The organism is Kitasatospora sp. CM 4170, from assembly GCF_032110285.1.
GTDB lineage: Bacteria > Actinomycetota > Actinomycetes > Streptomycetales > Streptomycetaceae > Kitasatospora > Kitasatospora aburaviensis.
Window position 1 is genome coordinate 2,109,941 of the sequence record NZ_CP134877.1, and the last position, 23,587, is coordinate 2,133,527.

Genomic DNA, 23,587 nt, shown 5'->3' on the forward strand with positions numbered 1-23,587 from the left:
ATCAGCCCTTCGTGGCGCCGGCCAGCAGGCCGGAGATGAACTGCCGCTGAAGGACCAGGAAGAGGACCATCATCGGCACGGTGGAGAGCGCGGTCCCGGCGAGGATCGCGCCGTAGTCGGTGGAGGCCTCCACGCCGTGGAGGGTGGCGAGGGCCACCGGCAGGGTGTGCATCTCGGGGCTGCGCAGCGCGATCAGCGGCCAGACGAACTGGTTCCACGCACCCAGGAAGAGGAAGATCGACAGCGCGGCCAGCACGGGGCGCATGACCGGGACGACCACGCTCCACAGCACCCGGAACTCGCCGGCGCCGTCGACCCGGGCGGCGTCCAGCAGTTCGTCGGGCATCCCGGCGAGCGCCTGGCGCATCAGGAAGATCGCGAACGGGACGCAGAGGCCGGGCAGGACGATCGCCTGGTAGCTGTCCAGCAGGCCGAAGCTCCGCATCATCTTGAACAGCGGCACCAGCATGACCTGCTCCGGGACCACCAGGGTGGAGAGCAGCAGGACGAAGAGGAACGAGCGGCCGCGGAAGCGGAACTTGGCGAAGGCGTAGCCGGCCAGCAGCGCGACGATCAGCGCACCGACCGTCTGCAGGCCCGCCACCAGCAGGGAGTTGAGCAGGACCCGGCCCACGCCGATCTTGGCCTGGAGGCGGTCCAGGTTGTCCCCGAGGCTGCCGCCGGGGAGCAGGCTGGGCGGCCAGGAGAAGATCTCCGAGTCCTTGTGGGTGGCGGCGACCAGCAGCCAGTAGAACGGGCCGACCGAGAGCCCGGCGACGGCGGCCAGCAGGAAGGTGAGCGGCCAGCCGCGCCACCGGCCGGGGCGGCCGGTGGGGGCGGGCGCGGCGGCGCCGTCCGGGGTTCCGGAGCCCGGCGTGCGGGGGGCGGCCGGGGTACGGGGGCCCGGCGTGCGGGGGCGCGCCGCGGCGGGACGGGTGGTCATTCGCGTTCTCCCATCAGGCGCATCTGGACCGCGCCGAGCACCGACACGAGCAGCGTGAGCACGTAGGCGATGGCGGAGGCGTAGCCGAAGTCGAAGTAGCGGAAGCCGTTCTGGTACAGGTACATCGACACGGTGAGGGTGGCGTTGTCCGGCCCGCCGTGGGTCAGCACGTAGGGCTCGTCGAACAGTTGCAGGGTGCCGATGGTCGAGAGCACCACGGTGAAGAGCAGCACCGGGCGCAGCGCCGGCACGGTGATGGACCAGAAGCGGCGCAGCGGGCCGGCGCCGTCGACCATCGCGGCCTCGTACAGCTCCCTGGGGATGCCCTGGAGCCCGGCCAGGTAGATGACCGCGTTGTACCCGGTGTAGTGCCAGGTCAGCACGAGGACGATGGCGATCCGGGACCAGAACGGGCTGCCGAGCCAGTCCACGGCGGGCAGGCCGACCAGGTCGAGCAGCCAGTTGACGGCGCCGTGGTCGGTGCGCAGCAGGAAGGCGAACAGGACGCCGGTCGCGACCAGGCCGGTGACGGCCGGCATGAAGACGCCGAGCCGCCAGACGGCGCGCCACCGGACCAGCGCGGAGTTGATCCCGACGGCGAGCAGCAGGGCCAGGCCCAGCATCAGCGGGACCTGCAGGACCAGGATCTGCGCGGTGTTGCGCAGGGCCGTCCAGAACAGCGGATCGTCCAGCAGCCGGCGGTAGTTGGCCAGGCCGGCGTCGCGGGTCGCGGCGCCGGAGCCGGTGGTCAGCGAGAGCAGCAGGGAGGAGACGATCGGGTAGGCCTTGAAGAACCCGAAGAGGACCAGCGCCGGGGCCAGCAGCAGGTAGGGGACGGCGCGGCGGCGCCAGCGGGCGGTCCGCCGGCCGGCGGGGGCGGGCGCGGTCGCGGCGGGGGCGGCGAGGCGGGTGGCGGTGGTCATGCGATGCTGCGGCCGGTCTGCTGGGCGAGCTGCTTGGCGGCGTCCTGGAGCACGGTGGCCGGGTCGCCGCCCTTGAGGAAGACCTTGACCTGGGCGTCGCTGGCGAGCTTGAGCGCGCGGGCGTAGTCGCCGGAGTAGTTGGTGGCGTCGGCGCCCTCGCCGAGCAGGTCGGTGAAGGTCTTCAGGACGGGCTGGTCGCCGTAGAACGGGCTGGGCGCGGAGTACATCGGGTCGGCGTACGCGGCGGTGAGCGCGGGGAAGACGCCTCCGGCGTTGAACATGCTGTTGACCGAGTCCGGCCGGGTGAGGGCGTACTCGACGAACCGCCAGGCGGCGACGCGGCGCGGGCTGGAGGCGGCGACGGCCAGGTGGGTGGAGTTGACGATCGCCGTCCGCTTGCCGCCGGTCACCACGGCCGGGGGCTTGGCGAGCCGCCAGTTGCCCTTCTGGTCGGGGACCTTGGTCTCCAGGTAGTGCACGGCCCAGGCGGGGTTGGGGCAGACCGCGACCTTGCCGGCCTTCAGCAGGTTGACCCAGCCGTGGTCGCCGGCGGCGTCCCCGACCAGGCCGGCCTCGTCGAGGCGCTTGATGATGGTGAGCGCCCGGACCGCCTCGGGCGAGCCCATGGTGACCTTGCCCTTGAGGTCGAAGTAGAACGACCCCTGGAGCTGCATCAGCGACTGCAGGAAGTCGAGGTCCTCGGCGGGGGCGGCCGGCTTGTTGATGGCGATCAGCGAGACGCCGGGGTTGGCCGCCTTGAACTGCGGCGCGGCGGCGAGCACGTCGTCCCAGGTGCCGAAGGTGTTGGGGTCGAGGCCGGCCTTGTCGAAGTAGTCCTTGCGGTAGAAGAAGCCGAGCGAGTTGACCTCCCACGGCAGCGCGTAGGCCTTGCCGTCCTTGCCGGTGACGACCGGCCAGAGGCCCTTGGAGAACTTCTCCTTGTGGGCGTCGGCGCCGAGCGCCGAGAGGTCGGCCAGGCCGCCGGGGAACTTCTCCAGGTAGCCGGGCAGGTAGTCGCAGCCGATGTGGAGGACGTCGGCGAGGCCCTGGCCGCCGGCGGCCAGACCGACGGTGATCTTGTCCCAGATCGCCGGGTTGCCGACGTCCTGGACGTCCACCTTGATCCCCGGGTTGTCCTTCTCGAAGGCCGGGACGACGCCGCGCAGGGCCTCGGCCGCGGTGGTCCAGGACCAGACGGTGACGGTGCCGGTGGCGGCGTCGCCGCCGGAGCCGGAACCGGAGTCGGAGCCCGAGCCGCAGGCGGCGAGGGAGCCGCCGGCGGCCAGGGCGAACAGACCGGCTCCGGAGGCGCGCAGCAGGTCGCGGCGGGAAAGGTGTGACATGGCAGTCCTCTCTGAGGGGTGGCGGCCCCCGCCGCGGCCGTGGGACGGGTGCCACGGCACGGGCGGGGGCGGGCGGCCGGGACGAGGCGCCGGGCCGGGGTGGTTCGGGGCTGGTTCGGTGCGTCGGGGCGGTTCGAGGCTTCGGAGCGGGTTCGGGGCGTCGGGCCTTCGGGGTGTCGGCCTTGGGAGGGGTGCGGCGGAACCGGGCAGGTCGGACGGCGTACGGGTCGGACGGTGGCTCGGGGCGGGCGTACGGGACGGGGCCGGCCGGGGCGGTGGCCGGGCGGGCCGGGCGGGGCGGGGCCGGTCAGCCCACGGGGACGGAGCGCAGCGCCTCGGCGAGACGGGCGGCCGTCTCCGGTCCGGTGGAGGCGTGCGGGGAGAGCCGGATCCAGCCGCCGCGCAGGGTGGTGGCCAGGCCGGCCCCGGTCAGCGTGCGGTGCACCGCCAGGGGGTCGGCGCCGGGCAGCCGCAGCCGCCCGATCCCGCTGCCGCCGACCGGCCGCGCCACCTCGGCGCCGGCCGACCGCGCGGCGTCGAGCAGTCCGTCGAGCGCCTCCGCCACCAGGGCGGCGATCCGGTCCGGCCCGACCGCCCGGACCAGGTCGAGCCCCGCACCGAGCGCGGCGACGGCCGGCCCGTCCGGGTTGGTGAGGGTGTGGGCCACCGCGCCGGGCCGCGGCGGGCGGGGGTGGTGCGGTGCGTCGATCGGATCGACGACCCCGGACCAGCCGGAGAGCCCGGGCCGGAGCCGGTCGGCCACCCGGTCGCGCACCAGGAGCAGCGCCGCACCCCAGCCGGCGCGCAGCCACTTCTGTCCGCCGCAGGCCAGGACGTCCGCCGGACCGGCGTCGAGGTCGACCGCGCCGAGCGCCTGCACGGCGTCCACGACCAGCACCCGGTCCGGGCCGATCACGTCCCGGATCGCGGCCAGTGGCGCCCGGAAGCCGGTCGCCGCGTCCACCGCGCAGACCGAGACGGCGCGCACGGCGTCGTCCAGGTGCGCCCGGACGGCGTCGGCGGTGACCGGGCCGTCGACCGGGCGGACCGCGAGACCGCCGTGGTCGGCGGCGCGCAGCCAGGGGTAGAGGGCACCGGGGAAGTCGCGCCGGCCGACCAGGACGGTACCCGCGGCGGCTCCGGCGCCCGGTGCTCCGCCGGCTCCCGCCGCGGTGAACAGCCCTGACGTCGCGCCCGCTCCCGGCGTCGGCGCGGAGGTGCCGGCGAGGGCGTGGGCGGCGGCGAACAGACCGTGCGAGGTCGAGCCGACGAAGGCGATCTCCTCCGGGCGGGCGCCGAGCAGATCGGCCGCCGACCGGGCGGCGTCGAGCGTGGCGGCGTCCAGCTCGGCCAGGGTGTCCCAGCCGTGCCCGCTGTGCATCCGCCCGGCCGCCCTGGTCAGCACCTCGCGCACCTCGGCCGACACCGGACCGAACCGCGCGAAGTCCAGGTAGCCCGCGGGCTCGTCGAACTGCCGCAGGTACTCGGGGACCGGGAGGGTCGTCCGCACCGGCATGCTGCACCGCACCCTTCGATTTGAACGTTCAAACTCACAGAAAAGATCAGAACCAAACAGGTTCCAACGCGTTGGCCCACAGGAAACGCCTGCACCACCGGCGGCGTCAAGCCCCCTGCAGCAGAAAGGACCCGCCGCGCCGCCGCCCGCCGGGGGTGCGACCACGGGACGCCGAGCCGGGTGACGGACAGTCAAGAGTGCGCGACCTGCGGTGGAGCGCCGGGCGGGACACGAATCGATAACAACCCGCCATCCTCTTGTCAGTGCAATTTCACATTACTATGTTGCATTGCGTCATCCCTCCGGCCCCTCGACCGGACAGGAAGCTCCGCCGCCCGGACCCCACTCCCCCGGCGGACCGCAGATGACGCCCCCCACACCTCACCGAGGAGATCCGGTGCCCCCGACTGTCACCGTGCGCAACACCCTGCTCTCCGCCGCCCTGGCGGCCGCCCTCGCGACACCGCTGGCGCCGACCGTTCAGGCCGCCGCCGGCCCCGGGCCGGCCGCCACCGCCCGGGCCGCCGCCGCATCGTCGGCGCCCGCCGCGCCCGCCGCGTCCTCCGCCGCCGACCAGGTCGGCCACCGCGCGGCCCCCGGCGGTGCCTCCGCGGTCGGCCCACAGGGCTGGCCCGGCGCCGCGGCGCTCCAGCCGACCACCGGCACCCGGCCCGGCGCCCCGGTCGGCCCCGCGACCACCGCCGACGCCACCGCCCGGGGCACGGCCTGCACCCCCGAGGCCTTCACCGCCCTGAGCCCGGCCGCGCTCGCCGACTTCCTGGCCGACCCGGCCCACACCTACCAGGACTGCCTGCGCCCGCTGCTGGTCACCTGGGACGTCCGCACCGCCAAGGTGATGACGCCCGCACACGTGCAGGCCGTCGCCGCCCGGGTGAGCGCGCTGGCGCCCTCGTTCGACAGCGCCAACAACCGCAACCAGCGCGAGCTCTGGTACTTCCTGCACATCGCGGTGTTCTTCGACTTCTACCACCCCGAGGTCGACATCGGCGACGGCGCCACCGTCGCGGCGATCGACCGCGCGATCCGCGACTACACCGCCAACCCCCGCGTCTTCGAGCCCACCACGGCCAACGGCGACACCATGGGCGAGCTGCTGCAGACCGGCACCGCTCCCGGCCTGCGCACCAACCGCCTCGGGCTGGTCAAGCAGGTGATGCGGATGTTCGCGCCCGGCAGCGCGGCCGTCGGGAACCCCGGGTGGAACTGGGCCGTCCAGGGCGCCCTCCAGCTCGACTTCCAGGGCATCGCGAACGTCGGCGAGGACCCGCAGGGGCTGTTCCGGGCCGCCGTCGCCGCCGACTCCGACTACCGCGAGGCCTTCCGCGCCTACGCCGGCTACACCCACCTCAAGGGCACGTCCAGCGAGTGGGCGGCGGCCGACGCCATGCTGGAGTACGGCCGCTTCGCCCAGATCGCCGCGCTCAGGCCCGAGCTCACCCAGCGGATCGGCGGCCAGCTCCAGCAGGTCGAGGCCGGCTTCGGCCGGATGAGCCGCCCGTGGGCCAACCTGGTCGGCCCGGTCAACGACCTCGGCCTCTGCGCCCAGTACGGGGTCTGCCGCGCCGACATCGAGCGGCAGCTCTTCCCCCAGACCTACAGCTACGACAACGGCGCCCTGGTCGTCCGCACCGCGCTCGACCGGGCCACCGCCGACCAGCTGTACTACGCCACCAAGCAGGTCAAGGCCCAGTTCTTCCGCACCATCGGCACCGACCAGCCGCTGCCCGGCGACGAGCACCCCGTGCTCACCGTCCAGCTGTACGACACCAAGACGAACTACCAGGCCTTCCAGAGCCTGCTGTTCGGCATCGGCGACGTCAACAACGGCGGCATGTTCCTGGAGGACCGCTCCACCTTCTACACCTACCAGCGCACCGCCCAGGAGTCGTACTTCAGCCTGGAGGAGCTGTTCCGGCACGAGTACACCCACTACCTGAACGCCCGGTGGGCGATCCCCGAGTCCGGCTACACCACCCGCTGGCCGAGCGACGCCACCTTCGCCATGAACGAGGGCACCGCCGAGTACTTCGCCGGCGCCACCCGCGACGGCGGCGTCAGGGCGCGCAAGTACATGGTCCGCCAGGTCGGCTGGGACGACCAGGCGGGAACGCCGCGCCTGACGGTCGACCAGATCCTGCACGCCACCTGGGACGGCCAGGGGTTCCGCGCCTACCCGTACGCGGCGACCTTCTTCAACCTGCTGGGCGAGAAGCACCCCGACCGGCTGGCCGAGATGTACCGACTGCTGCGCGCCGACGACAAGGCCGGCTACGACGCCTGGCGGGACCGCCTCGGCCGCGACGCCGGCCTCCAGGCCGAGTACACCGCCTACCTCGACGCGCAGATCCCGCAGGCCGACGACCTCTACGTGCCGGTGACCACCTTCGCCCCGAACAGTGCACTCAGCTACGCGTGGGCCTCCGAGGTGCAGTCCGCCTTCGCCTCCGCCACCCAGAACGCCCCGGTCTGCAAGGACAACGCCGACTGGAACAACAAGATGCGCTTCAGCTGCAGCGGGCGCATCACCGCCAACCTCACCAACCCGGCCGACGCCGGCCGGATCCGCCAGGACATGGCCGCCACCGTCGACTACTACCTGCTCGACCGCGGCGCCACCGCGGCCAACAACCTCGCCGACATGAACTGCTGGTTCGGCAAGGTCGACGTCTGGCCGGACGGCCGGGCCGGCACCGCCGACTACACCTGCGAAGGCCCCCTGCGCCGGTAACGGAGCAGGGTGGGCCGGCCCGGCGCGCGCCCCACCGTGGCACCGGGCCGGTGCCCGGCCGGTCGACACCGGTCGGAAGGGCCCGTCCGGGACGGGTGTGGGACACGTTCCGGACGGGCCGCCCCGGCCCCGCCGCGGCGCCGGCACGGGCTCCGCGGCGGCCCGGCTCAGTCGTGCGGCGGCAGCCCGCCGAGCTGGTGGTCGGCCACGTTCAGCGCCTCGTCGACGAGGCGGCGCAGGTGCCCGTGCCGCAGGGCGTAGACCACCCGCCGCCCGTCCTTGCGCGTGCTGACCAGACCGGCCAGCCGGAGCTTGCCCAGGTGCTGGCTGACCGAGGGCCGGGCCGCGCCGCAGGCCTCGGTCAGCGTGGTCACGTCGGCCTCGCCCTCGCTCAGCCGCTGCATCAGCGCCAGCCTGGTCCGGTCCGCCAGCAGCGCCAGGATGCCCGCGGCCGTCTCCAGCCGCTCGTCGTTCCCGGTCCGGCCGTCGCCGCCCGGCCGGTCGTGGACGTGTTGTTGCGACCTCTGTGCATCTGACAGCCGAAGGCTCCCGCTCATGGCGCCATCGTAAGGGCCCGCCGCCGCCGGCCTCATCCGCGTGGCGGGCGCGACCCGGCCCCGCGGAACACGCCGGACGGCCGGCGGGCGCAGCTCAGGGAAGGTCCTGCTCCGGCATCGGGTCCGCGGCCTGCTCCGGCTGCCGGTCCGGGGCCTCCACCGCGCCTGCGCCCGTCTGCGCGCCCGCGGCCGGGTGGCGGGCCGCCACCGCGTCCAGCAGCAGCTCCAGCGCGAACGGGTAGCCGCTGCGGCGCATCTCCGCCTCCAGCAGCGGCGCGGTGGCCGCGATGTTGGGGTGGGTGTCGGCGCCGAGCCGGCTGTAGCGCTGCCGCCAGACCTGGAGGTCGGCCGTCGCCGCGGCGGCCGGCAGCGCGAGGGCGGCCGCGTCGAGCGCGGCGAACGCCAGGCCCTGGTCGACGAAGGCGTGGTAGATCGGCACCGCCTCGTGGTCGGGGAAGCCGGCCCGGCGCAGCACCCCGAGGATCCGCTCCACCGCCAGCATCTCGTGGCCGCGCCCGGTGGTCCGGTGCGCGGCGAGCAGCGCCGCCTGTGGGTGGGCCTGGTAGGCGGCGTGGATCCGCAGACCGATCGAGCGCAGGTCGGCCCGCCAGTCGCCGGTGGGCCGCCAGCCGTCCTGGGCCTGGCCGACCAGTTCGTCGGCCAGGGCCAGCAGCAGGTCGTCGGTGCTGTGGAAGTAGCGGTAGATCGCGCTCGGGTCGGCGCCCAGCGCGGCCCCCAGCCGCCGGACGGTCAGTGCCTCGGCGCCGTGCTGCCCGACCAGCCGCAGCGCGGTGTCGACGATCATCTCGGCCGAGAGCACGGTGCCCTGCTTGGTCGGCCGCCTGCGCCGCCGCTGCGGCTCCGGAACCACTCGTTCTGCCATGGCCCCAGCTTATGACAACAGCATTGACGTGTAACGGGTGCGGCGGTTTCATGGCCAGCCACCGGCCGTTCGGGCCGCCCCCCACTTCTCCCCCCACCACACGCAAGGCGGTGCTCCCTTGGCAGAAACCGTCCAGGACACGGGTTCCGGCGCGAGATTCGGCGCCCCCGACTCCCCCGTCTCCATGCGCAAGTCCCTCGGCCTGCTCGACGGGGCGGCGATCGCCGCCTCCAGCACGGCCGCCACCAGCAGCATCGGCATCGGCCTCGGGCTGACGGCCGGCGTCGTCGGCCTCCACCTCCCCGCGATCATGCTGCTCGCCTTCCTGCCCGTGCTCGCCATCGCCGGCGGCTACGGGCGGCTCAACCGGGTCGACCCGGACTCCGGCAGCAGCTACCGCTGGGTCGGCCGCACCCTCAACCCCTGGCTCGGCTTCCTCACCGGCTGGGTCAACACCGTCGGCACCGTCGTCTTCATGGCGTACACGACGACCGTGACCGGCTCGGCGATCATCCAGCTGCTCGGCCAGGCCACCGTCCACTCCGTCGCCGGCCTGCGGCTGGACCCGGACTCCACGCTCCAGTGCACCCTGATCGGCCTCGCCGTGCTGATCGCCGCCTCGCTGGTCGCCGTCCGCGGCCTCGACCTCGCCGCCCGGCTGCAGAAGTACCTGCTGGTCTTCGAGTACGGGGTGCTGCTCGCGTTCTGCGGCTACGGCCTCTTCGCCGGGGACCAGCCCTTCTCGCTGCAGTGGTTCAACCCCTTCGACATCCCCTCGCTCAGTGCGCTCGCCCAGGGCATGGTGCTCGCGGTGTTCTGCTACTGGGGCTTCGAGTCGGTGTTCAGCGTGGGCGAGGAGGTCCGCGACCCGCGGGACGCCTCCCGCGCGGGCATGCTCGCCCTGGTGGTGATGATGCTGCTCTTCCTGCTCGCCGGCACCGCCTTCCAGCGGGTGCTGCCGCTGGACGAACTGGCCGACAACGGCGCCCAGGGGCTGGCCTACTTCGGCTCCAAGCTGGCCGACCAGCCGCTGGCCGCCCTGCCGCTGATCGCCCTGACCCTCTCCGCCGTCGCCTCGCTGCAGGCCTCGGTGATCCCCACCGCCCGCGGCCTGTACGCGATGGGACGCGACGGCGTGCTCGGCCCGGTCTGGACCAGGCTGCACCCCAAGCACCTGACCCCGGCGGTCGGCACCCTGCTGATCACCGGCATCGCCTGCGTGCTCGCGCTGCTCTCGATCGCCATCCCCACCGTCAGCGACCTCATCTCGGCCGCCGTCAACGCGATCGGCATCGTGGTGGCGCTCTACTACGCGCTCACCGCCGCCGCCTCGGCCGTGCGCTTCCGCCACCTGCTGCGCACCGCGCCGCTGGAGGGCCTGCGCGCGGTGGTCGGCCCGCTGCTGGGCGCCGTCGCGCTGCTGCTGGTCGGCGGCTACCTCGCCTGGACCTTCTACGACTCGGCCGACCACTTCGAGCTGTCCGCGGACAACGGCTGGTTCGAGCTGCTGGTCCCGGTCCTGATGATCGGCACCGGCCTGGTGGCGGCGGCCTGGGCGCGCTGGCGGCGCCGCTCGGCGTACTTCCTCCGCCCCGTCGGGGAGGACGCCGACCCCGCGGTACCCGCCCCGGCCGCCTGACCGCCGACCGTCCGCCCGCCGGACGCCCGACAGCCGTCCGGCGGGGGCCGGACGGCGGGCCGGGCCACCGGAGCGGGTACCGCGGGAGCCTCCCGGGTACCCGATTCCCGACCGGCCCGGACCGCACGCCCGGTGTCGAGCCCGGCCGCACCTCCTGAATCACCTGCACCCGCGCCATCCGCGCCGACCGAACCGCACCGCACCCGATCCGTCTGGAGCACCACCCATGAGCAAGGCCGACCTGGTATTCACCCACGGCCCCGTCCACACCGGCGACCCCGCCCGCACCCGGGCCACCGCCCTGGCCGTGACCGGCGAGCGGATCACCGCCGTCGGCCACGACGAGGTGCGGGAGCTGATCGGGCCGGGCACCGAGGTCGTCGACCTCACCGGCAAGCTGCTGATCCCCGGCTTCCAGGACGCGCACATCCACGCCGTCTACGGCGGCACCGAGCTGGCCACCTGCGACCTCACCGGCACCGTCGGCGTGGACGACTACCTGGACCGGGTCCGCGCGTACGCCGGGGCCAACCCCGACCAGGCCTGGATCACCGGCAGCGGCTGGTCGATGGAGAGCTTCGAGGGCGGACTGCCCACCCGGCAGCTGCTCGACTCGGTGGTCCCCGACCGCCCGGTCTACCTCACCAACCGCGACCACCACGGCGCCTGGGCCAACACCCGGGCGCTCGAACTCGCCGGCCTCACCAAGGACACCCCCGACCCGGCCGACGGGCGGATCGAGCGCGAGGCGGACGGCTCCCCCAGCGGTGTCCTCCAGGAGGGTGCCACCGCCCTGGTCGCCCGGCTGGTGCCGCCGACCACCGCCGCCGACCGGCTGTCCGGCCTGCTCCGGGCGCAGCGGCTGCTGCACTCGCTCGGCATCACCGGCTGGCAGGACGCGCTGCTCGGCGTGTTCAACGGCCAGCCCGACCCCTCCGACGCCTACCTGGCCGCCGCCCGGGCCGGCACGCTGACCGCCCGGGTCACCGGCGCGCTCTGGTGGGAGCGCGACCGCGGCGCCGAGCAGATCCCCGAACTGGTCGCCCGGCGCACCGAGTTGAGCCACGGCCGGTTCCGGGCCGGTTCGGTGAAGATCATGCAGGACGGCATCGCGGAGAACTTCACCGCCGCCATGACCAGCCCCTACCTGGACGGCTGCGGCTGCGCCACCGGCAACAGCGGCCTGAGCTTCGTCGACCCGGCGGCGCTGCGCGAGCACGTCACCGCGCTGGACGCGCTGGACTTCCAGGTGCACTTCCACGCGCTCGGCGACCGCGCCGTGCGCGAGGCGCTGGACGCCGTCGAGGCGGCCCGAGCCGCCAACGGCCGCCGGGCCACCCGCCACCACCTGGCCCACCTGCAGGTCGTCCACCCGCAGGACGTCGCGCGGTTCGCCCGGATCGGCGCGATCGCCAACATCCAGCCGCTCTGGGCCGCGCACGAGCCGCAGATGGACGAGCTGACCATCCCGTTCCTCGGCCCCGAGCGCGCCGCCTGGCAGTACCCGTTCGGCGACCTGCTGCGGGCCGGCGCCACACTGGCCGCCGGCAGCGACTGGCCGGTCAGCAGCCCCGACCCGCTGGCCGGGCTGCACGTCGCGGTCAACCGGATGGAGCCGGAGGCCACCGACAGGCGGGTCTTCCTCCCCGAGCAGCGGCTCGACCTGGTCTCGGCCCTGGCCGCGTACACGGCGGGCTCCGCCCACGTCAACGGGCACGACGACGCGGGCAGCCTGCGGACCGGCCACCTGGCCGACCTGGTGGTCCTGGACCGGGACATCCTCACCGCCCCCGCGGAGGAGATCGCCGAGGCGCGCGTCCTGCGGACGTACGTCGGCGGGCAGCTGGTCCACGCGGCCGACTGACCAGCCGGGTGACGGTCGCGGTCCGGGGGGACCCCTCTCCGGACCGCGGGACCGGGACGTCCGGCGGGCGGCTACCCGCCCTGCTCGCGCAGGTCGGCGATCCGCTTGATCTTGCCCACCGAGCGCTCCAGCGTGTACGGGTCGAGCACCTCGACCTCCACGGTGACGCCCACGCCGTCCTTGACCGCCCCGACGATCGCCGCCGCGGCGGCGGCGCGCTGCTCGGGCCCGGTGTCCGGGCGGGCCTCGACCCGGACCGCCATGTGGTCCAGCCGCCCCCGCCGGGTGAGCCGGAGCTGGAAGTGCGGCGCCACGGCCGGGACTCGGAGCAGGATCTCCTCGATCTGGGTGGGGAAGACGTTCACCCCGCGCAGGATGATCAGGTCGTCGCTGCGGCCGGTGACCTTCTCCATCCGCCGGAAGACCGGGCGGGCGGTGCCGGGCAGCAGCCGGGTCAGGTCGCGGGTGCGGTAGCGGATGACCGGCAGCGCCTCCTTGGTGAGCGAGGTGAAGACGATCTCACCGCGGTCCCCGTCGGGCAGCACCTCGTCCGTCAGCGGGTCGACCACCTCAGGGTAGAAGTGGTCCTCCCAGATGTGCAGGCCGTCCTTGGTCTCCACGCACTCCTGGGCGACGCCCGGGCCCATCACCTCGGAGAGGCCGTAGATGTCGACGGCGTGGATGCCCGTCCGCTCCTCGATCTCGCGGCGCATCTCCTCCGTCCACGGCTCGGCGCCGAGGATGCCGACCTGCAGGGCCGTGGTGCGCGGGTCGACGCCCTGCTTCTCGAACTCGTCCAGCAGCGTGAGCAGGTAGGAGGGGGTGACCATGACGACCTCGGGCCCGAAGTCCCGGATGAGCTGCACCTGGCGGGCCGTCATGCCGCCCGAGGCGGGGATCACCGTGCAGCCGGCCCGCTCGGCGCCGGCGTGCGCGCCCAGGCCGCCGGTGAACAGCCCGTACCCGTAGGCGATGTGGACCTTGTGGCCGGGCCGGCCGCCGGCCGCCCGGATCGAGCGGGCGACCACGTCAGCCCAGACCGAGAGGTCGTGCTCGGTGTAGCCCACCACGGTGGGCCGCCCGGTGGTGCCGCTGGAGGCGTGGATCCGCCGGACCTCGGCCATCGGGACGGCGAACATCCCGAACGGGTAGGTGTCCCGCAGGTCGGCCTTGGTGGTGAACGGGAAGCGGGCGAGGTCGGCGAGGGTGCGGCAGTCCTCGGGGCCGACCCCGGCCGCGTCGAACTTCCGCCGGTAGAGCTCGACGTGGTCGTACGCGTGGCGCAGGGTGGCCCGCAGGTGCTTGAGCTGGTGGGCGCGCAGTTCCTCGCCGGTCATCCGCTCCCCGGCGTCCAGCAGCTCCGCCGGCAGCGGCTCGCCCAGGCGCGTCGGGGCGGCGGCCGGGCCGGGCGCTCTGCTGCTCATGGCGTCTCCTCCGTCGTGGCCGGCCCCTCCCAGCCCCGACCGATCATTCGGTCAGTGGGCGGGCACGCCCCAGTAACCCAGCAGCCGCACCGGCTGTCAAGGGACGCCACGCGGGTCCGCGGCCGCGGCAGGCTCAGGTGGCGGCGGCCGTCCGGTCCGCGCCGTCGGGCCCGGCGCCGGGGGTGCGGCCGCCGCCGAACTCGCGCACGGCGTCGGCCACGATGGCGTCCAGGCTGGCGTGGTGGGCCCCGCGCCAGTAGGCCTGGCCGCAGGCGGTGCACTGCGCGAAGGCGTCGTAGGAGCGCTCGGTGCCGTCCCGGAGCTGGTCGCGCACCGAGGTCTTGGCGACGCTGCGCAGCGTCCCGTTGCAGGTGGTGCAGCGGCTCCAGGGGGCGAGCGGCGGCGCGAACCGGGAGAGCACGTCCCGCAGTTGCTCGTCCGGCCGGTGGCTGTAGACGTACGCGCCGGCCCAGAGCTCGCGGCGGTGCAGCAGGCCGCGGTCGCGGGAGAGCATCACCCGCCGCTCGGCGGCCGAGCGGGCGGCGAGCGCGGCGTCGCCGATGTCCGGGTTCTCGTAGGCGGCGTCGATGCCGAGCAGGCGCAGCCGGCGGGCCAGCGTCCCGAGGTGGACGTCGAGCAGGAAGCGCAGCGGGGCGGCGGACGGCTGCGGTCGGGTGACGCCGTGCACCGCGATCCGCTCGCCGTGGCCGGGGATGTGCGCGTCGCCGACCGGCCGCCCGTCCGCCAGCAGGCTGCCGACCTCGGTCAGCGGGACGCCGAGCGACTCCACCAGGTGGCCGAGGGTCGAGGCGCCGTCCGTCCGTACCGCCGTCGGCGCCGCCCGCCGCCGCGAGGCGACGAAGAGGTGCAGCTCGGGGGCGAAACTCAGCCAGATCTCCGGTCTCTCCACCTGGTCAGCATGCCAGCGGCCGGGCGGCCTCGGCCAGCGATTTCGGCCCGGGGCCAGGTCCCGGGTCCCGGGTCCCGGTCACGCCGGGCACCCGCGCGCCCGGCGCCCGCCCCCGCTGCCCGCCTCAGTGCCCGGGAGCGACGCGCGGGCGGCGAAGGCCCGCCGGTAGTCGGTCGGCGATACCCCGACCCGGGCGGTGAAGTGCCGACGCAGGTTGGTCGCGCTGCCGAGGCCGCTGCGCTCGCCGATCTGCTCGACCGGCAGGTCGGTCGCCTCCAGCAGCGACTGCGCGCGGGCGAGGCGCTGGTTGAGCAGCCACTGCAGCGGGGTGGTCCCGGTGGCGGCCTGCAGCCGGCGGAAGAAGGTGCGCGGGCTCATCCGCGCCCGGCGGGCCAGGTCGTCCACGGTCAGCGGCCGTTCCAGGTTCTCGGTGGCCCACTGCAGCACCGGCGCGAGGCCGTCGTCGTCGGCCACCGGCACCGAGAGGTCGACGAACTGCGCCTGCCCGCCTGGCCGGTGGGCCGGGACGACCAGCCGGCGGGCCAGCTGGTTGGCCACGTGGGCGCCGAGGTCGGTGCGGACGATGTGCAGGCAGAGGTCGAGCCCGGCGGCGACGCCCGCGCTGGTCAGCACCGTGCCGTCGTCCACGTAGAGCACGCTGTCGTCCACGGTGACGGCCGGGTGGCGCCGGGCCAGGTCGGCGGTGTGCGACCAGTGCGCGGTGGCCCGCCGCCCATCGAGGATGCCGGCGGCCGCGAGGGCGAACGCGCCGGTGCACAGCGACACCATCCGCGCCCCCGCCCGCTGCGCCCGCCTCAGCTCGGCGACCAGCGCCGGCGGCACCTCGCGCTCCCCCGTCACGCAGGCGTCCGGGACGGAGGTGACGATCACCGTGTCGGCGCCGGCCAGCGCGTCCCAGCCGTACTCGGCCCGCAGCGAGAAGCCGAAGCCGCCGGGCGGGCGGGGCGGCGGCGCGGCGTCCGGGGTCTCGGCGCAGAGCCGCAGCCGGTACCAGCGGTCGGCGAGGTCCGGCTGCGGGATGCCGAACACCGCGCAGGCCATGCCGAGTTCGTAGAGGTCCCAGAGCGGCAGCTCGGTGTGGTCGAGCACGGCGACGGCCACGGTGCCGGGGCCCCGCCCCGGGGTCTGCGGTAAGGCGTTCACGGCCCCGAGCCTACTGGCAGGAATGGTGCGGCGAAGGGCAATCCTGCCACTGTCGGCGACCGGGCCCCGGAGGCGAGGGTGGTCCTGTCGATCAAGACCTGCCGTTCAGGACCTGCCGTTCAGGACCTGCCGTTCAGGACTGTCGATCAGGCCCTGCCGTTCAGGACCGGCCCCGGAACGGAACCCGACCGCACCGGGCGGGACGCACCGAAGGAGCACCGCATGCCACGCGACACCGACCACCTCGCCCCCGAGCCCGTCACCGTGCTCGGCCTGGGCGCGATGGGCACCGCGCTCGCCGACGCCTTCCTCGCCGCCGGCCACCCCACCACCGTCTGGAACCGCTCCGCCGCCAGGGCGGACGCACTCGCCGCCCGCGGCGCCGTCCGGGCCGCCACCCCGGCCGAGGCGGTCGGCGCCAACCGGCTGATCGTCGCCTGCGTGCTCGACTACGACGCGCTGCAGTCCGTCCTGGCCGGCACCGAGGCGCTGCTGGCCGGCCGGACCCTGGTCAACCTGACCTCCGGCTCGCCCGAGCAGGCCCGCGACTTCGCCGCCCGGGCCGCCGGCCACGGGCTGGCCTACCTGGACGGAGCAATCATGATCACCCCGCCGGGCATCGGCGGCCCGCACGCGACCCTGCTCTACAGCGGCGCGCCCGAGGCCCTCGCCCGGCACCGGGCCACCCTCGCCGCCCTCGGCGAGCCGGTCGACCTCGGCCCGGACGCCGGCGTCGCCGGGCTCTACGACGCCGCGCTGCTCGGCCTGATGTGGTCCGCCCTCAGCGGCTGGCTGCAGGGCGCCGCCCTGGTCGGCGCGGACGGGGTGCGGGCCGCCGACTTCACACCGGTCGCCACCCGCTGGCTGGCCGGCGCGGTCGCCGGCTTCATCGACCGCTACGCCGCGCAGGTCGACGCCGGCCGCTACCCGGGCGACGACGCCAGCCTCGACGTCCACGTCGCCGCCATGGAGCACCTGCTGCACGCGGCCCGGGCCCGCGGGGTCGACACCGCCCTGCCCGAACTGCTCGCCCGTCAGGCCGGCGAGGCCGTCGCCGCCGGCCACGGCGCCGACAGCTACGCGCGCCTGATCGAGGTGGTCAAGAAGTGACCGCGGCCGCCACTGCCCCTGCCACGCCGGGCCTCTCCACGCCGGGCCTCTCCGCGCCGGGCCTCGCCGTCGACTGGCCCGCGCTGGTGACGGAGACCGCCGCCCGGACCACCGCCCTGCTCGAACGGGCCGCCGACGCCGACTGGTCGGCCCGGCCGGCGGGCAGCGACTGGACCTGTCGCGCGACGCTCGACCACCTCGCGCTCGGCGTCCTCGGCTACGCCGGCCTGCTGACGGCCCGTCCGACCGACCGCTACATCACCCTGTTCGGCTCGCTCGACCCGGCCGCGCCCGTCCCGCACTGCCTGGAGGGCCTGCGCATCGCCGCCGCCCTGCTGGCCGGCACGGTCCGCGACGCGGCGTCCGACGCACGGGCCTGGCACCCCTGGGGCCACTCCGACGGGCCGGGCTTCGCGGCCATGGGGACGGTCGAACTCCTCCTCCACGGCTGGGACCTGGCCGGCGCGCTGGGCGTCGGCGGGCCGCTCCCGGACGAGCTCGCCGCCCCCGCCGTGGCCCGGCTCTTCCCGGCCGCCCCGGCCGGCCACGCCCCCGGCGAGACCCTCCTCTGGTGCACCGGCCGGGCCGCCCTGCCCGACCGGCCGCGGCAAGCCGCCGGCGCGTGGTCCTGGGACGGCCGGGTGCGGTAGCCGCTCGCCGGAAGGTGCCCGGGCGGCCGGCCCGCGCCCGTGCCGGTCAGGCGTGCGGTGCCCAGAACGCGGTCAGCCTGGCTACCCCGTGGTCGACGCTCTTCCAGGAGCCGGTGAAGGTGAGCACGGCGACGGCGGCGGTCGGGAACCCGGACCGACTCATCCGGGCCGGCAGGTCGCCGTCGGCCTCGCCGGCCAGGGCGTCGGCCAGGGCGTGCATCCCGGGGTTGTGGCCGACCACGACCAAGTCGGCCACCTCGTCCGGGACTTCGTTGAGCAGCGCGATCAGCTCGCCGAGGCCCGCCTCGTAGACGCGCTCCTCGTAGACGGTCCGGGGCCGCGTGGCCAGTTCGGCGAAGATCAGACCGAAGGTCTCCCGGGTGCGTACCGCGGTGGAGACGATGGCGAGGTCCGGTGTGATGCCCGCGCCGGCCAGCCGGCGGCCGGCGGCCGGGGCGTCCTTGCGGCCCCGGTCGGCCAGCGGGCGGTCGTGGTCGTCGCCGTCCGACCACTCGGCCTTGGCGTGCCGGACCAGGACGATCCTGCGGGTCTGTTCAGTGCTCACGGCGGGGTGTCTCCTAGTACGGGTGCGGGCTTCCCGCCGACGCTAGCCACCGCGCGGCCCGCCCCCGGACATGACAGCCGCCCCTCACCCGAACGAGTGAGGGGCAGCCCGACCGGGCCCTCGGGGGTCAGCGGAAGCGGCGCAGCCGCAGGCTGTTGCCGACCACGAAGACCGAGGAGAAGGCCATCGTGGCGCCGGCGATCATCGGGTTGAGCAGGCCGGCGGCGGCGAGCGGCAGGGCGGCGACGTTGTAGCCGAAGGCCCAGAAGAGGTTGCCCTTGATGGTGGCGAGGGTGCGGCGGGAGAGGCGGATGGCGTCGGCGGCGGCGCGCAGGTCGCCGCGGACGAGGGTGAGGTCGCCGGCCTCGATGGCGGCGTCGGTGCCGGTGCCCATGGCCAGGCCGAGGTCGGCCTGGGCGAGTGCGGCCGCGTCGTTGACGCCGTCGCCGACCATGGCGACGATCCGGCCCTCGGTCTGCAGCCGGCGGACGGCGTCGACCTTCTGTTCGGGCAGCACCTCGGCGATCACGTGCTCCGGGGCGATGCCGACCTCGGCGGCCACGGCGGCGGCCACGGCGGCGTTGTCGCCGGTGAGCAGCATCGGGGTCAGTCCGAGGGCCCGCAGTTCGGTGATCGCCTCGGCGCTGGTCGGCTTGACGGCGTCGGCGATCTCCAGGACGGCCCGGGCCGCGCCGTCCCAGCCGACCGCGACGGCCGTCCGGCCGGCGGCCTCGGCCGCGCGCTTGGCCTCCGCCAGCGCGGGCGGCAGGTGCTGCGACCACTCGGCGAGCAGCCGCTCCCGGCCGACCAGCACCGCGTGGCCGTCCACCAGGCCCTGCACGCCGAGGCCGGGGAGGCTCTCGAAGTCCTCGACGGCGGGCAGGGTGCCGGTGCGCTCGGTGGCCGCGGCCGCGACGGCGGCGGCGATCGGGTGCTCGGAGGCGTGCTCCAGCGCGCCGGCCAGCCGCAGCGCCTCGTGCTCGGTGACGCCCTCGGCGGTGCGCACGGCGAGCAGGGTCATCCGGCCGGTGGTCACGGTGCCGGTCTTGTCCAGCACGACGGTGTCCACCCGGCGGGTCGATTCGAGGACTTCGGGGCCCTTGATCAGGACGCCGAGCTGGGCGCCGCGCCCGGTGCCGACCATCAGCGCGGTCGGGGTGGCCAGGCCGAGGGCGCACGGGCAGGCGATGATCAGCACGGCCACGGCCGCGGTGAAGGCGGCGGTCCAGCCCTCGCCGGTGGCGAGCCAGTAGCCGAGGGTGGCCAGCGCCAGGGTGATCACGACGGGCACGAAGACCGCGGAGATCCGGTCGGCCAGGCGCTGGGCGGCGGCCTTGCCGTTCTGGGCGTCCTCCACCAGCCGGGCCATCCGGGCGAGCTGGGTGTCCGCGCCGACCCGGGTGGCCTCCACCACCAGCCGGCCGCCGGCGTTCACGGTGGCGCCGGTGACGGCGTCACCCACCGCGACCTCGACCGGCACCGACTCGCCGGTCAGCATCGAGGCGTCCACGGCCGAGGCACCCTCGACCACCGTACCGTCGGTTGCGATCTTCTCGCCCGGACGCACCACGAACCGCTCGCCCACTGCGAGTTCGGCGGTCGGGACGCGCACCTCGGCGTCGTCGCGCAGCACCGTCACGTCCTTGGCGCCGAGTTGCAGCAGCGCCTTCAGCGCGGCCCCCGCGCTGCGCTTGGAGCGGGCCTCGAAATAGCGGCCGGCCAGGATGAAGGCGGTGACGCCGGCCGCGGCCTCCAGGTAGATGTTGGACGAGCCGTCGCTGCGGGCGATGGTCAGCTCGAAGCCGTGCCGCATGCCCGGCATGCCCGCGTGGCCGAAGAACAGCGCCCAGAGCGACCAGAGGAACGCGGCGCCGGTGCCGAGCGAGACCAGGGTGTCCATGGTCGCCGCGCCGTGCCGGGCATTGGTCCAGGCGGCCCGGTGGAACGGCCAGGCGGCGTAGGTGACGACGGGGGCGGCCAGGGTGAGCGAGAGCCACTGCCAGTTCGTGAACTGCAGCGCCGGCACCATCGCCATCGCGACCACGGGGACGGCCAGCACGAGCGCGGTGATCAGGCGCTGCCGCAGCGGCGCCAGTTCGTCCGGCCCGCCGCCGTCGGGTGCGCCGGCGGCCGTACCGCCGCCGTCCGGCGCACCCGCGGTCGGGGCCCCGGCCGGCTCCGCGACCGCGGGGCGGGGGACGGCGGCGGTGTAGCCGGCGGCCTCGACGGCGGCGATCAGCTCGGCGGCGCCGACGCCGCCCTCGACGACCGCCTTCGCCTTCTCGGTGGCGTAGTTGACGGTGGCGGTCACACCGTCCATCCGGTTGAGCCGCTTCTCGATCCGGGCGGCGCACGACGCACAGGTCATGCCGCCGATCCGGAGTTCCACCTCGGTGGAGGCGGGTGCCTGCGTGGTCATCTGGACTCCTCGTGAGTGCTCGTGCGACGGGTCGGGTGAGCGGGCGGGGACGGCGGCCGGGAAGAGCGGCGCCGCCCCGCGGCGACCAGGAAACCCCCGGGGGGTACCCGGTCGCGACGGACCGGCGCGGTCAGGCGCGGCCGGTCAGCTCGTAGCCGGCGCCGTCGATCGCGGCGCGCAGGGCCTCGTCGTCGAGCTCGGCCCCGGCGGAGACGGTCACCAGGCCGCCCCGGACGTCGACCGAGACGGCGGTGACGCCCGGCAGCCCGGCGACGGCCTTGCCGACGGCCTGCTCGCAGTGGCCGCAGGTCATCCCGGCCACCGCGTAGACGGCGGTGACGGCGACGGGGGCCGGCTCGACGGCGGCGGTGGCGGCGGCGGTGCTGGAGCAGGTGCCGTTGCTGGAGCAGCAGGACATGGTTTCCTCCGGTGCGGTTCCGATTCCTTCGATACCCGGTGGGGGTATCGCCTTGCGACGAGTTCTTTATACCCCTGGGGGGTATGCGTCGCAACCCCTTCGCCGACGGACGTCGTTCCCAACGACCGGCGGTCCGCACCCCCACGCCGGCCCGTTACACCCCCCGGGGGTATCCGGGAATCCGGCCGCCGCCCCTGAACCCGAGGTGCGGGCGGCCGCCGGCGGCGGGCCGGGCCGCCCGCGGTCCGTACCGTTCAGGAGAGCCCCGGCCGGAGGGATCCCCGGCCGGGGCGGGCGCTACCGGCCCCGCGCGCGCTACCGGCCGGGCCGGCCCCGGCGGGCGCCCGGCTTGGCTCCCCCGGAGCGTCCGGTGCCGCTCTTGCCCCCGCCGGCCTTGCCCCCGCCGGACCGGGCGCCGCCGGTCTTCCCGCCGCCCGAGCGGCCGCCCGCCGCCTTCGCCCCGGCCGGCTTGCCCGCCGTCTTCCCGGCCGCCGGCTTGCCACCGCCACCGCGGGCCTGCTGCTGCTTCGGCTGCTCGGCGGGGGCCGACTGGCCACGCCCGCGCGAGCTGTTCACCGTCCGGCCGCGGACGATGCCGATGAACTCCTCCACCAGCTCGGTGGTCCGGTCCTGCAGCCAGGAGAGGGCCACCTGGGACTGCGGCGCGTCCGGGACCGGGCGGTAGGTGAGGTCCCGGCGGTGGTGCAGCCGGGCCAGCGACTGCGGGACGAGCAGGACACCGACGTTCGCCGCCACCAGCTCGACGGCGTCCGCGGTCGTCGCCGGGCGCTCGATCGCGGGGCGCCCGGGCAGGGCGTCCCCCCAGCCGAGGGCGTCGTCCTGCGGGTGGAAGACGACCTCGTCGGCGAGGTCGGCCACCGGCACCTCCTCGGCCGCCGCCAGCCAGTGGTCCTTGGGGAAGACGACCACCGTGGTCTCGGTGTAGAGGGGGATCGCGCTGAGGCTGTCCCGGTCGACCGGGAGCCGGACCAGGCCGGCGTCCGCGCCACCGCCCAGCAGGGTCGGCTCGCCCTCCTCCACCGGCACCGCGACCAGGTCGAGCCGGACGTCGGGAAGCCGCTCCTCCCAGACCCGGACCCACTTACCGGGCGTCACGCCGGGCACGTACACCAGCCGGAACGAGGGGCTCGCCTGCATCTCTGTCACGCTCTCTGTCACGCAGCAAGGCTACCGACCGTGACCGGGTACGCCACGCACTCGCTTACCCTGGTGACCATGACATCGCTCAAGCCGAAGACCACCCAGACCATGAAGCCGGCCACGGCGGCCAAGAAACTGGGCATCTACCTCAACGCCGCCCCCGCCGAGTTCCAGGAGGGCGTGGTCTCCCGCGAGGAGCTGAACGCCCTGCAGGCCGAGCCGCCGGCGTGGCTCACCGACCTGCGCCGCAACGGCCCGCACCCGCGCCCGGTGGTCGCGGCCAAGCTCGGCGTCTCCGTCTCCGGCCTGGCCCGCGGCGGCGTCACCGAGGCCCTCACCACCGCGCAGATCGACGCGCTCAAGGAGGAGAACCCGTCCTGGCTGGAGCGCGAGCGCACCGTCCAGGCCGAGGTTCGCAAGGAGACCGTGCGGATCAAGGAGAAGCAGGAGAAGCAGGCCGCCGAGCAGGCCGCCAAGGGCCGCTGACGCCCGTCGCCGGCCGGCGGTGAGCCGCCGTCCGGCCGCCCGGGCCGCCCCGGCCCGGGCCGGCGGCGCACCCGCGGTCCGCCCGGCGCACCGGCCACGCGTCCCGCCCCGCGCGCGCCCGACGCGCCCCGCCCCGCGCGCGCCATGCCACGCCCGCGGTCGGCGCCCCGGCTCACGCCCCCGGCGGGCCGGGCTCCAGCAGGCGGCGCAGCAGCACGTCGAGGTCCACGTACTCGCGCTCGCGGCCGTACGGGACCACGCACTCGGTGTGGCCGAGGAAGGTCCTGACCTCGGTCAACCGGGCGCACAGCACGACGGTGCTCTCGTCGCCGCCCAGCGCGATGAAGACCGTCCCGGCCTCGCTGCCCACGCCGGGGTGCACCGACACGTCGCCGACCCCCGCCCACCCGTCCAGCCCCGCCGCCAGCAGCTCCCGGGCGAACATCCAGGTGATCGGCTCGTCCCGGTCGACGTGGCTGTCGAGGTAGACCGCGTAGGGCTCGGCCTGGTGGTACCGCAGCCGCGCCCGGACCAGGACGCTGAGGCCGGGGCAGACCACCGTGCGCAGGTCGAGGTCCATGGCGGCGGCCGCCGCGCCGGAGCGCTGCGGGGGCACCTGCGGGATCTCCCGGTCGGTCATTCCGGCTCCCCCGGGGCTGCAGGGGCCGGCGGGAAGAACCGCGGCGGTTGGAGCAGTTCATGCCACTCGTCGTCGGCCCGGCCGGGGACGGTGCGGCCGCACCGGGCCCAGACCGCGACGAGGTGGGCGAAGATCGGCACCTGCTCGTGCAGAATCGTTTCTTCGTTGGCGATGGCCAGGGCGGGGCGGTCGCTTCTCATGCCTTGGAGAACGACGGACCCCA

The 23,587-nt window shown here is 75.1% G+C and carries 21 protein-coding genes; 6 read left to right on the plus strand and 15 right to left on the minus strand.

The features are described from left to right. Window position 1: 1 nt before the first annotated feature. From RMN57_RS08395 to RMN57_RS08410, 4 genes are all read right to left on the minus strand, one after another. Window positions 2–943 (minus strand): carbohydrate ABC transporter permease, encoded by a 942-nt coding sequence (locus tag RMN57_RS08395; protein ID WP_313762761.1) that lies wholly within the window; start codon window positions 941–943, stop codon window positions 2–4. Then, on the minus strand, window positions 940–1,866 hold the full coding sequence (locus RMN57_RS08400; protein ID WP_313762762.1) for a sugar ABC transporter permease: 927 nt from the start codon (window positions 1,864–1,866) through the stop codon (window positions 940–942). Before RMN57_RS08400 ends, RMN57_RS08395 begins: the two co-directional genes overlap by 4 nt. After that, entirely contained in the window at window positions 1,863–3,209 is a 1,347-nt protein-coding gene (locus RMN57_RS08405; RefSeq protein ID WP_313762763.1) for a sugar ABC transporter substrate-binding protein, read from the minus strand. Before RMN57_RS08405 ends, RMN57_RS08400 begins: the two co-directional genes overlap by 4 nt. Window positions 3,210–3,516: 307 nt before the next feature. Beyond that, on the minus strand, window positions 3,517–4,725 hold the full coding sequence (locus tag RMN57_RS08410) for an aminotransferase class V-fold PLP-dependent enzyme (protein WP_313762764.1): 1,209 nt from the start codon (window positions 4,723–4,725) through the stop codon (window positions 3,517–3,519). A gap of 397 nt (window positions 4,726–5,122) precedes the next feature. Between RMN57_RS08410 and RMN57_RS08415 the strand changes: the two genes are divergently transcribed. Further along, entirely contained in the window at window positions 5,123–7,474 is a 2,352-nt protein-coding gene (locus tag RMN57_RS08415; protein WP_313762765.1) for a collagenase, read from the plus strand. Between the two features lie 167 nt (window positions 7,475–7,641). Here the strand turns inward: RMN57_RS08415 and RMN57_RS08420 are convergent, their stop codons facing one another. Both RMN57_RS08420 and RMN57_RS08425 read right to left on the minus strand, forming a co-directional pair. Then, complete coding sequence (locus RMN57_RS08420; protein WP_313762766.1) at window positions 7,642–8,031, minus strand: metalloregulator ArsR/SmtB family transcription factor; 390 nt, start codon at window positions 8,029–8,031, stop codon at window positions 7,642–7,644. 94 nt (window positions 8,032–8,125) lie between these two features. After that, window positions 8,126–8,914 carry a TetR/AcrR family transcriptional regulator gene (locus tag RMN57_RS08425; protein WP_313762767.1) on the minus strand — a complete coding sequence of 263 codons (789 nt, stop codon included), beginning with the start codon at window positions 8,912–8,914 and terminating at the stop codon, window positions 8,126–8,128. A 184-nt stretch (window positions 8,915–9,098) separates the two neighbouring features. Here RMN57_RS08425 and RMN57_RS08430 point away from each other — a divergent pair, with 184 nt between their 5' ends. Both RMN57_RS08430 and RMN57_RS08435 read left to right on the plus strand, forming a co-directional pair. Next, window positions 9,099–10,553 carry an APC family permease gene (locus RMN57_RS08430; protein ID WP_313767746.1) on the plus strand — a complete coding sequence of 485 codons (1,455 nt, stop codon included), beginning with the start codon at window positions 9,099–9,101 and terminating at the stop codon, window positions 10,551–10,553. 226 nt (window positions 10,554–10,779) lie between these two features. After that, window positions 10,780–12,417: an amidohydrolase gene (locus RMN57_RS08435; protein ID WP_313762768.1), complete on the plus strand. Its 1,638-nt coding sequence runs from the start codon at window positions 10,780–10,782 to the stop codon at window positions 12,415–12,417. 71 nt (window positions 12,418–12,488) lie between these two features. Here the strand turns inward: RMN57_RS08435 and paaK are convergent, their stop codons facing one another. The 3 genes from paaK to RMN57_RS08450 form a co-directional block, all read right to left on the minus strand. Then, the gene (gene paaK, locus RMN57_RS08440) at window positions 12,489–13,841 is read right to left on the minus strand and encodes a phenylacetate--CoA ligase PaaK (RefSeq protein WP_313762769.1); all 1,353 of its coding nucleotides are present in this window, start codon (window positions 13,839–13,841) and stop codon (window positions 12,489–12,491) included. A 133-nt stretch (window positions 13,842–13,974) separates the two neighbouring features. Then, a complete protein-coding gene (locus tag RMN57_RS08445) occupies window positions 13,975–14,751 on the minus strand; it encodes a Mut7-C RNAse domain-containing protein (protein WP_313762770.1) in 777 nt (258 codons plus the stop codon). A 78-nt stretch (window positions 14,752–14,829) separates the two neighbouring features. Beyond that, window positions 14,830–15,813: a helix-turn-helix domain-containing protein gene (locus RMN57_RS08450; RefSeq protein WP_313767747.1), complete on the minus strand. Its 984-nt coding sequence runs from the start codon at window positions 15,811–15,813 to the stop codon at window positions 14,830–14,832. 324 nt (window positions 15,814–16,137) lie between these two features. On the opposite strand from RMN57_RS08450, the gene RMN57_RS08455 reads away from it, so the two are divergent. Beyond that, a complete protein-coding gene (locus tag RMN57_RS08455; protein WP_313762771.1) occupies window positions 16,138–17,025 on the plus strand; it encodes an NAD(P)-binding domain-containing protein in 888 nt (295 codons plus the stop codon). Next, window positions 17,022–17,675, plus strand: coding sequence for a maleylpyruvate isomerase N-terminal domain-containing protein (locus RMN57_RS08460; RefSeq protein ID WP_313762772.1), 654 nt, complete (start codon window positions 17,022–17,024; stop codon window positions 17,673–17,675). The genes RMN57_RS08455 and RMN57_RS08460 overlap by 4 nt, the downstream gene beginning before the upstream one ends. Window positions 17,676–17,721: 46 nt before the next feature. On the opposite strand, the gene RMN57_RS08465 is transcribed toward RMN57_RS08460, so the two are convergent. The 4 genes from RMN57_RS08465 to RMN57_RS08480 all read right to left on the minus strand — a co-directional run bounded on the left by RMN57_RS08465 (window position 17,722) and on the right by RMN57_RS08480 (window position 22,244). Then, the gene (locus tag RMN57_RS08465; RefSeq protein ID WP_313762773.1) at window positions 17,722–18,240 is read right to left on the minus strand and encodes a histidine phosphatase family protein; all 519 of its coding nucleotides are present in this window, start codon (window positions 18,238–18,240) and stop codon (window positions 17,722–17,724) included. A gap of 127 nt (window positions 18,241–18,367) precedes the next feature. Then, complete coding sequence (locus RMN57_RS08470) at window positions 18,368–20,659, minus strand: heavy metal translocating P-type ATPase (protein WP_313762774.1); 2,292 nt, start codon at window positions 20,657–20,659, stop codon at window positions 18,368–18,370. Between the two features lie 130 nt (window positions 20,660–20,789). After that, window positions 20,790–21,077 (minus strand): heavy-metal-associated domain-containing protein, encoded by a 288-nt coding sequence (locus RMN57_RS08475; RefSeq protein WP_313762775.1) that lies wholly within the window; start codon window positions 21,075–21,077, stop codon window positions 20,790–20,792. 315 nt (window positions 21,078–21,392) lie between these two features. Beyond that, entirely contained in the window at window positions 21,393–22,244 is an 852-nt protein-coding gene (locus RMN57_RS08480; protein WP_313767748.1) for a LysR family substrate-binding domain-containing protein, read from the minus strand. Between the two features lie 69 nt (window positions 22,245–22,313). Here RMN57_RS08480 and RMN57_RS08485 point away from each other — a divergent pair, with 69 nt between their 5' ends. After that, a complete protein-coding gene (locus RMN57_RS08485) occupies window positions 22,314–22,724 on the plus strand; it encodes a DUF5997 family protein (protein ID WP_313762776.1) in 411 nt (136 codons plus the stop codon). Window positions 22,725–22,896: 172 nt separating this feature from the next. Here the strand turns inward: RMN57_RS08485 and RMN57_RS08490 are convergent, their stop codons facing one another. Next, window positions 22,897–23,364 carry an SsgA family sporulation/cell division regulator gene (locus RMN57_RS08490; RefSeq protein WP_313762777.1) on the minus strand — a complete coding sequence of 156 codons (468 nt, stop codon included), beginning with the start codon at window positions 23,362–23,364 and terminating at the stop codon, window positions 22,897–22,899. Continuing rightward, a complete protein-coding gene (locus RMN57_RS08495) occupies window positions 23,361–23,564 on the minus strand; it encodes a hypothetical protein (RefSeq protein ID WP_238861761.1) in 204 nt (67 codons plus the stop codon). The genes RMN57_RS08490 and RMN57_RS08495 overlap by 4 nt, the downstream gene beginning before the upstream one ends. Window positions 23,565–23,587 lie beyond the last annotated feature (23 nt).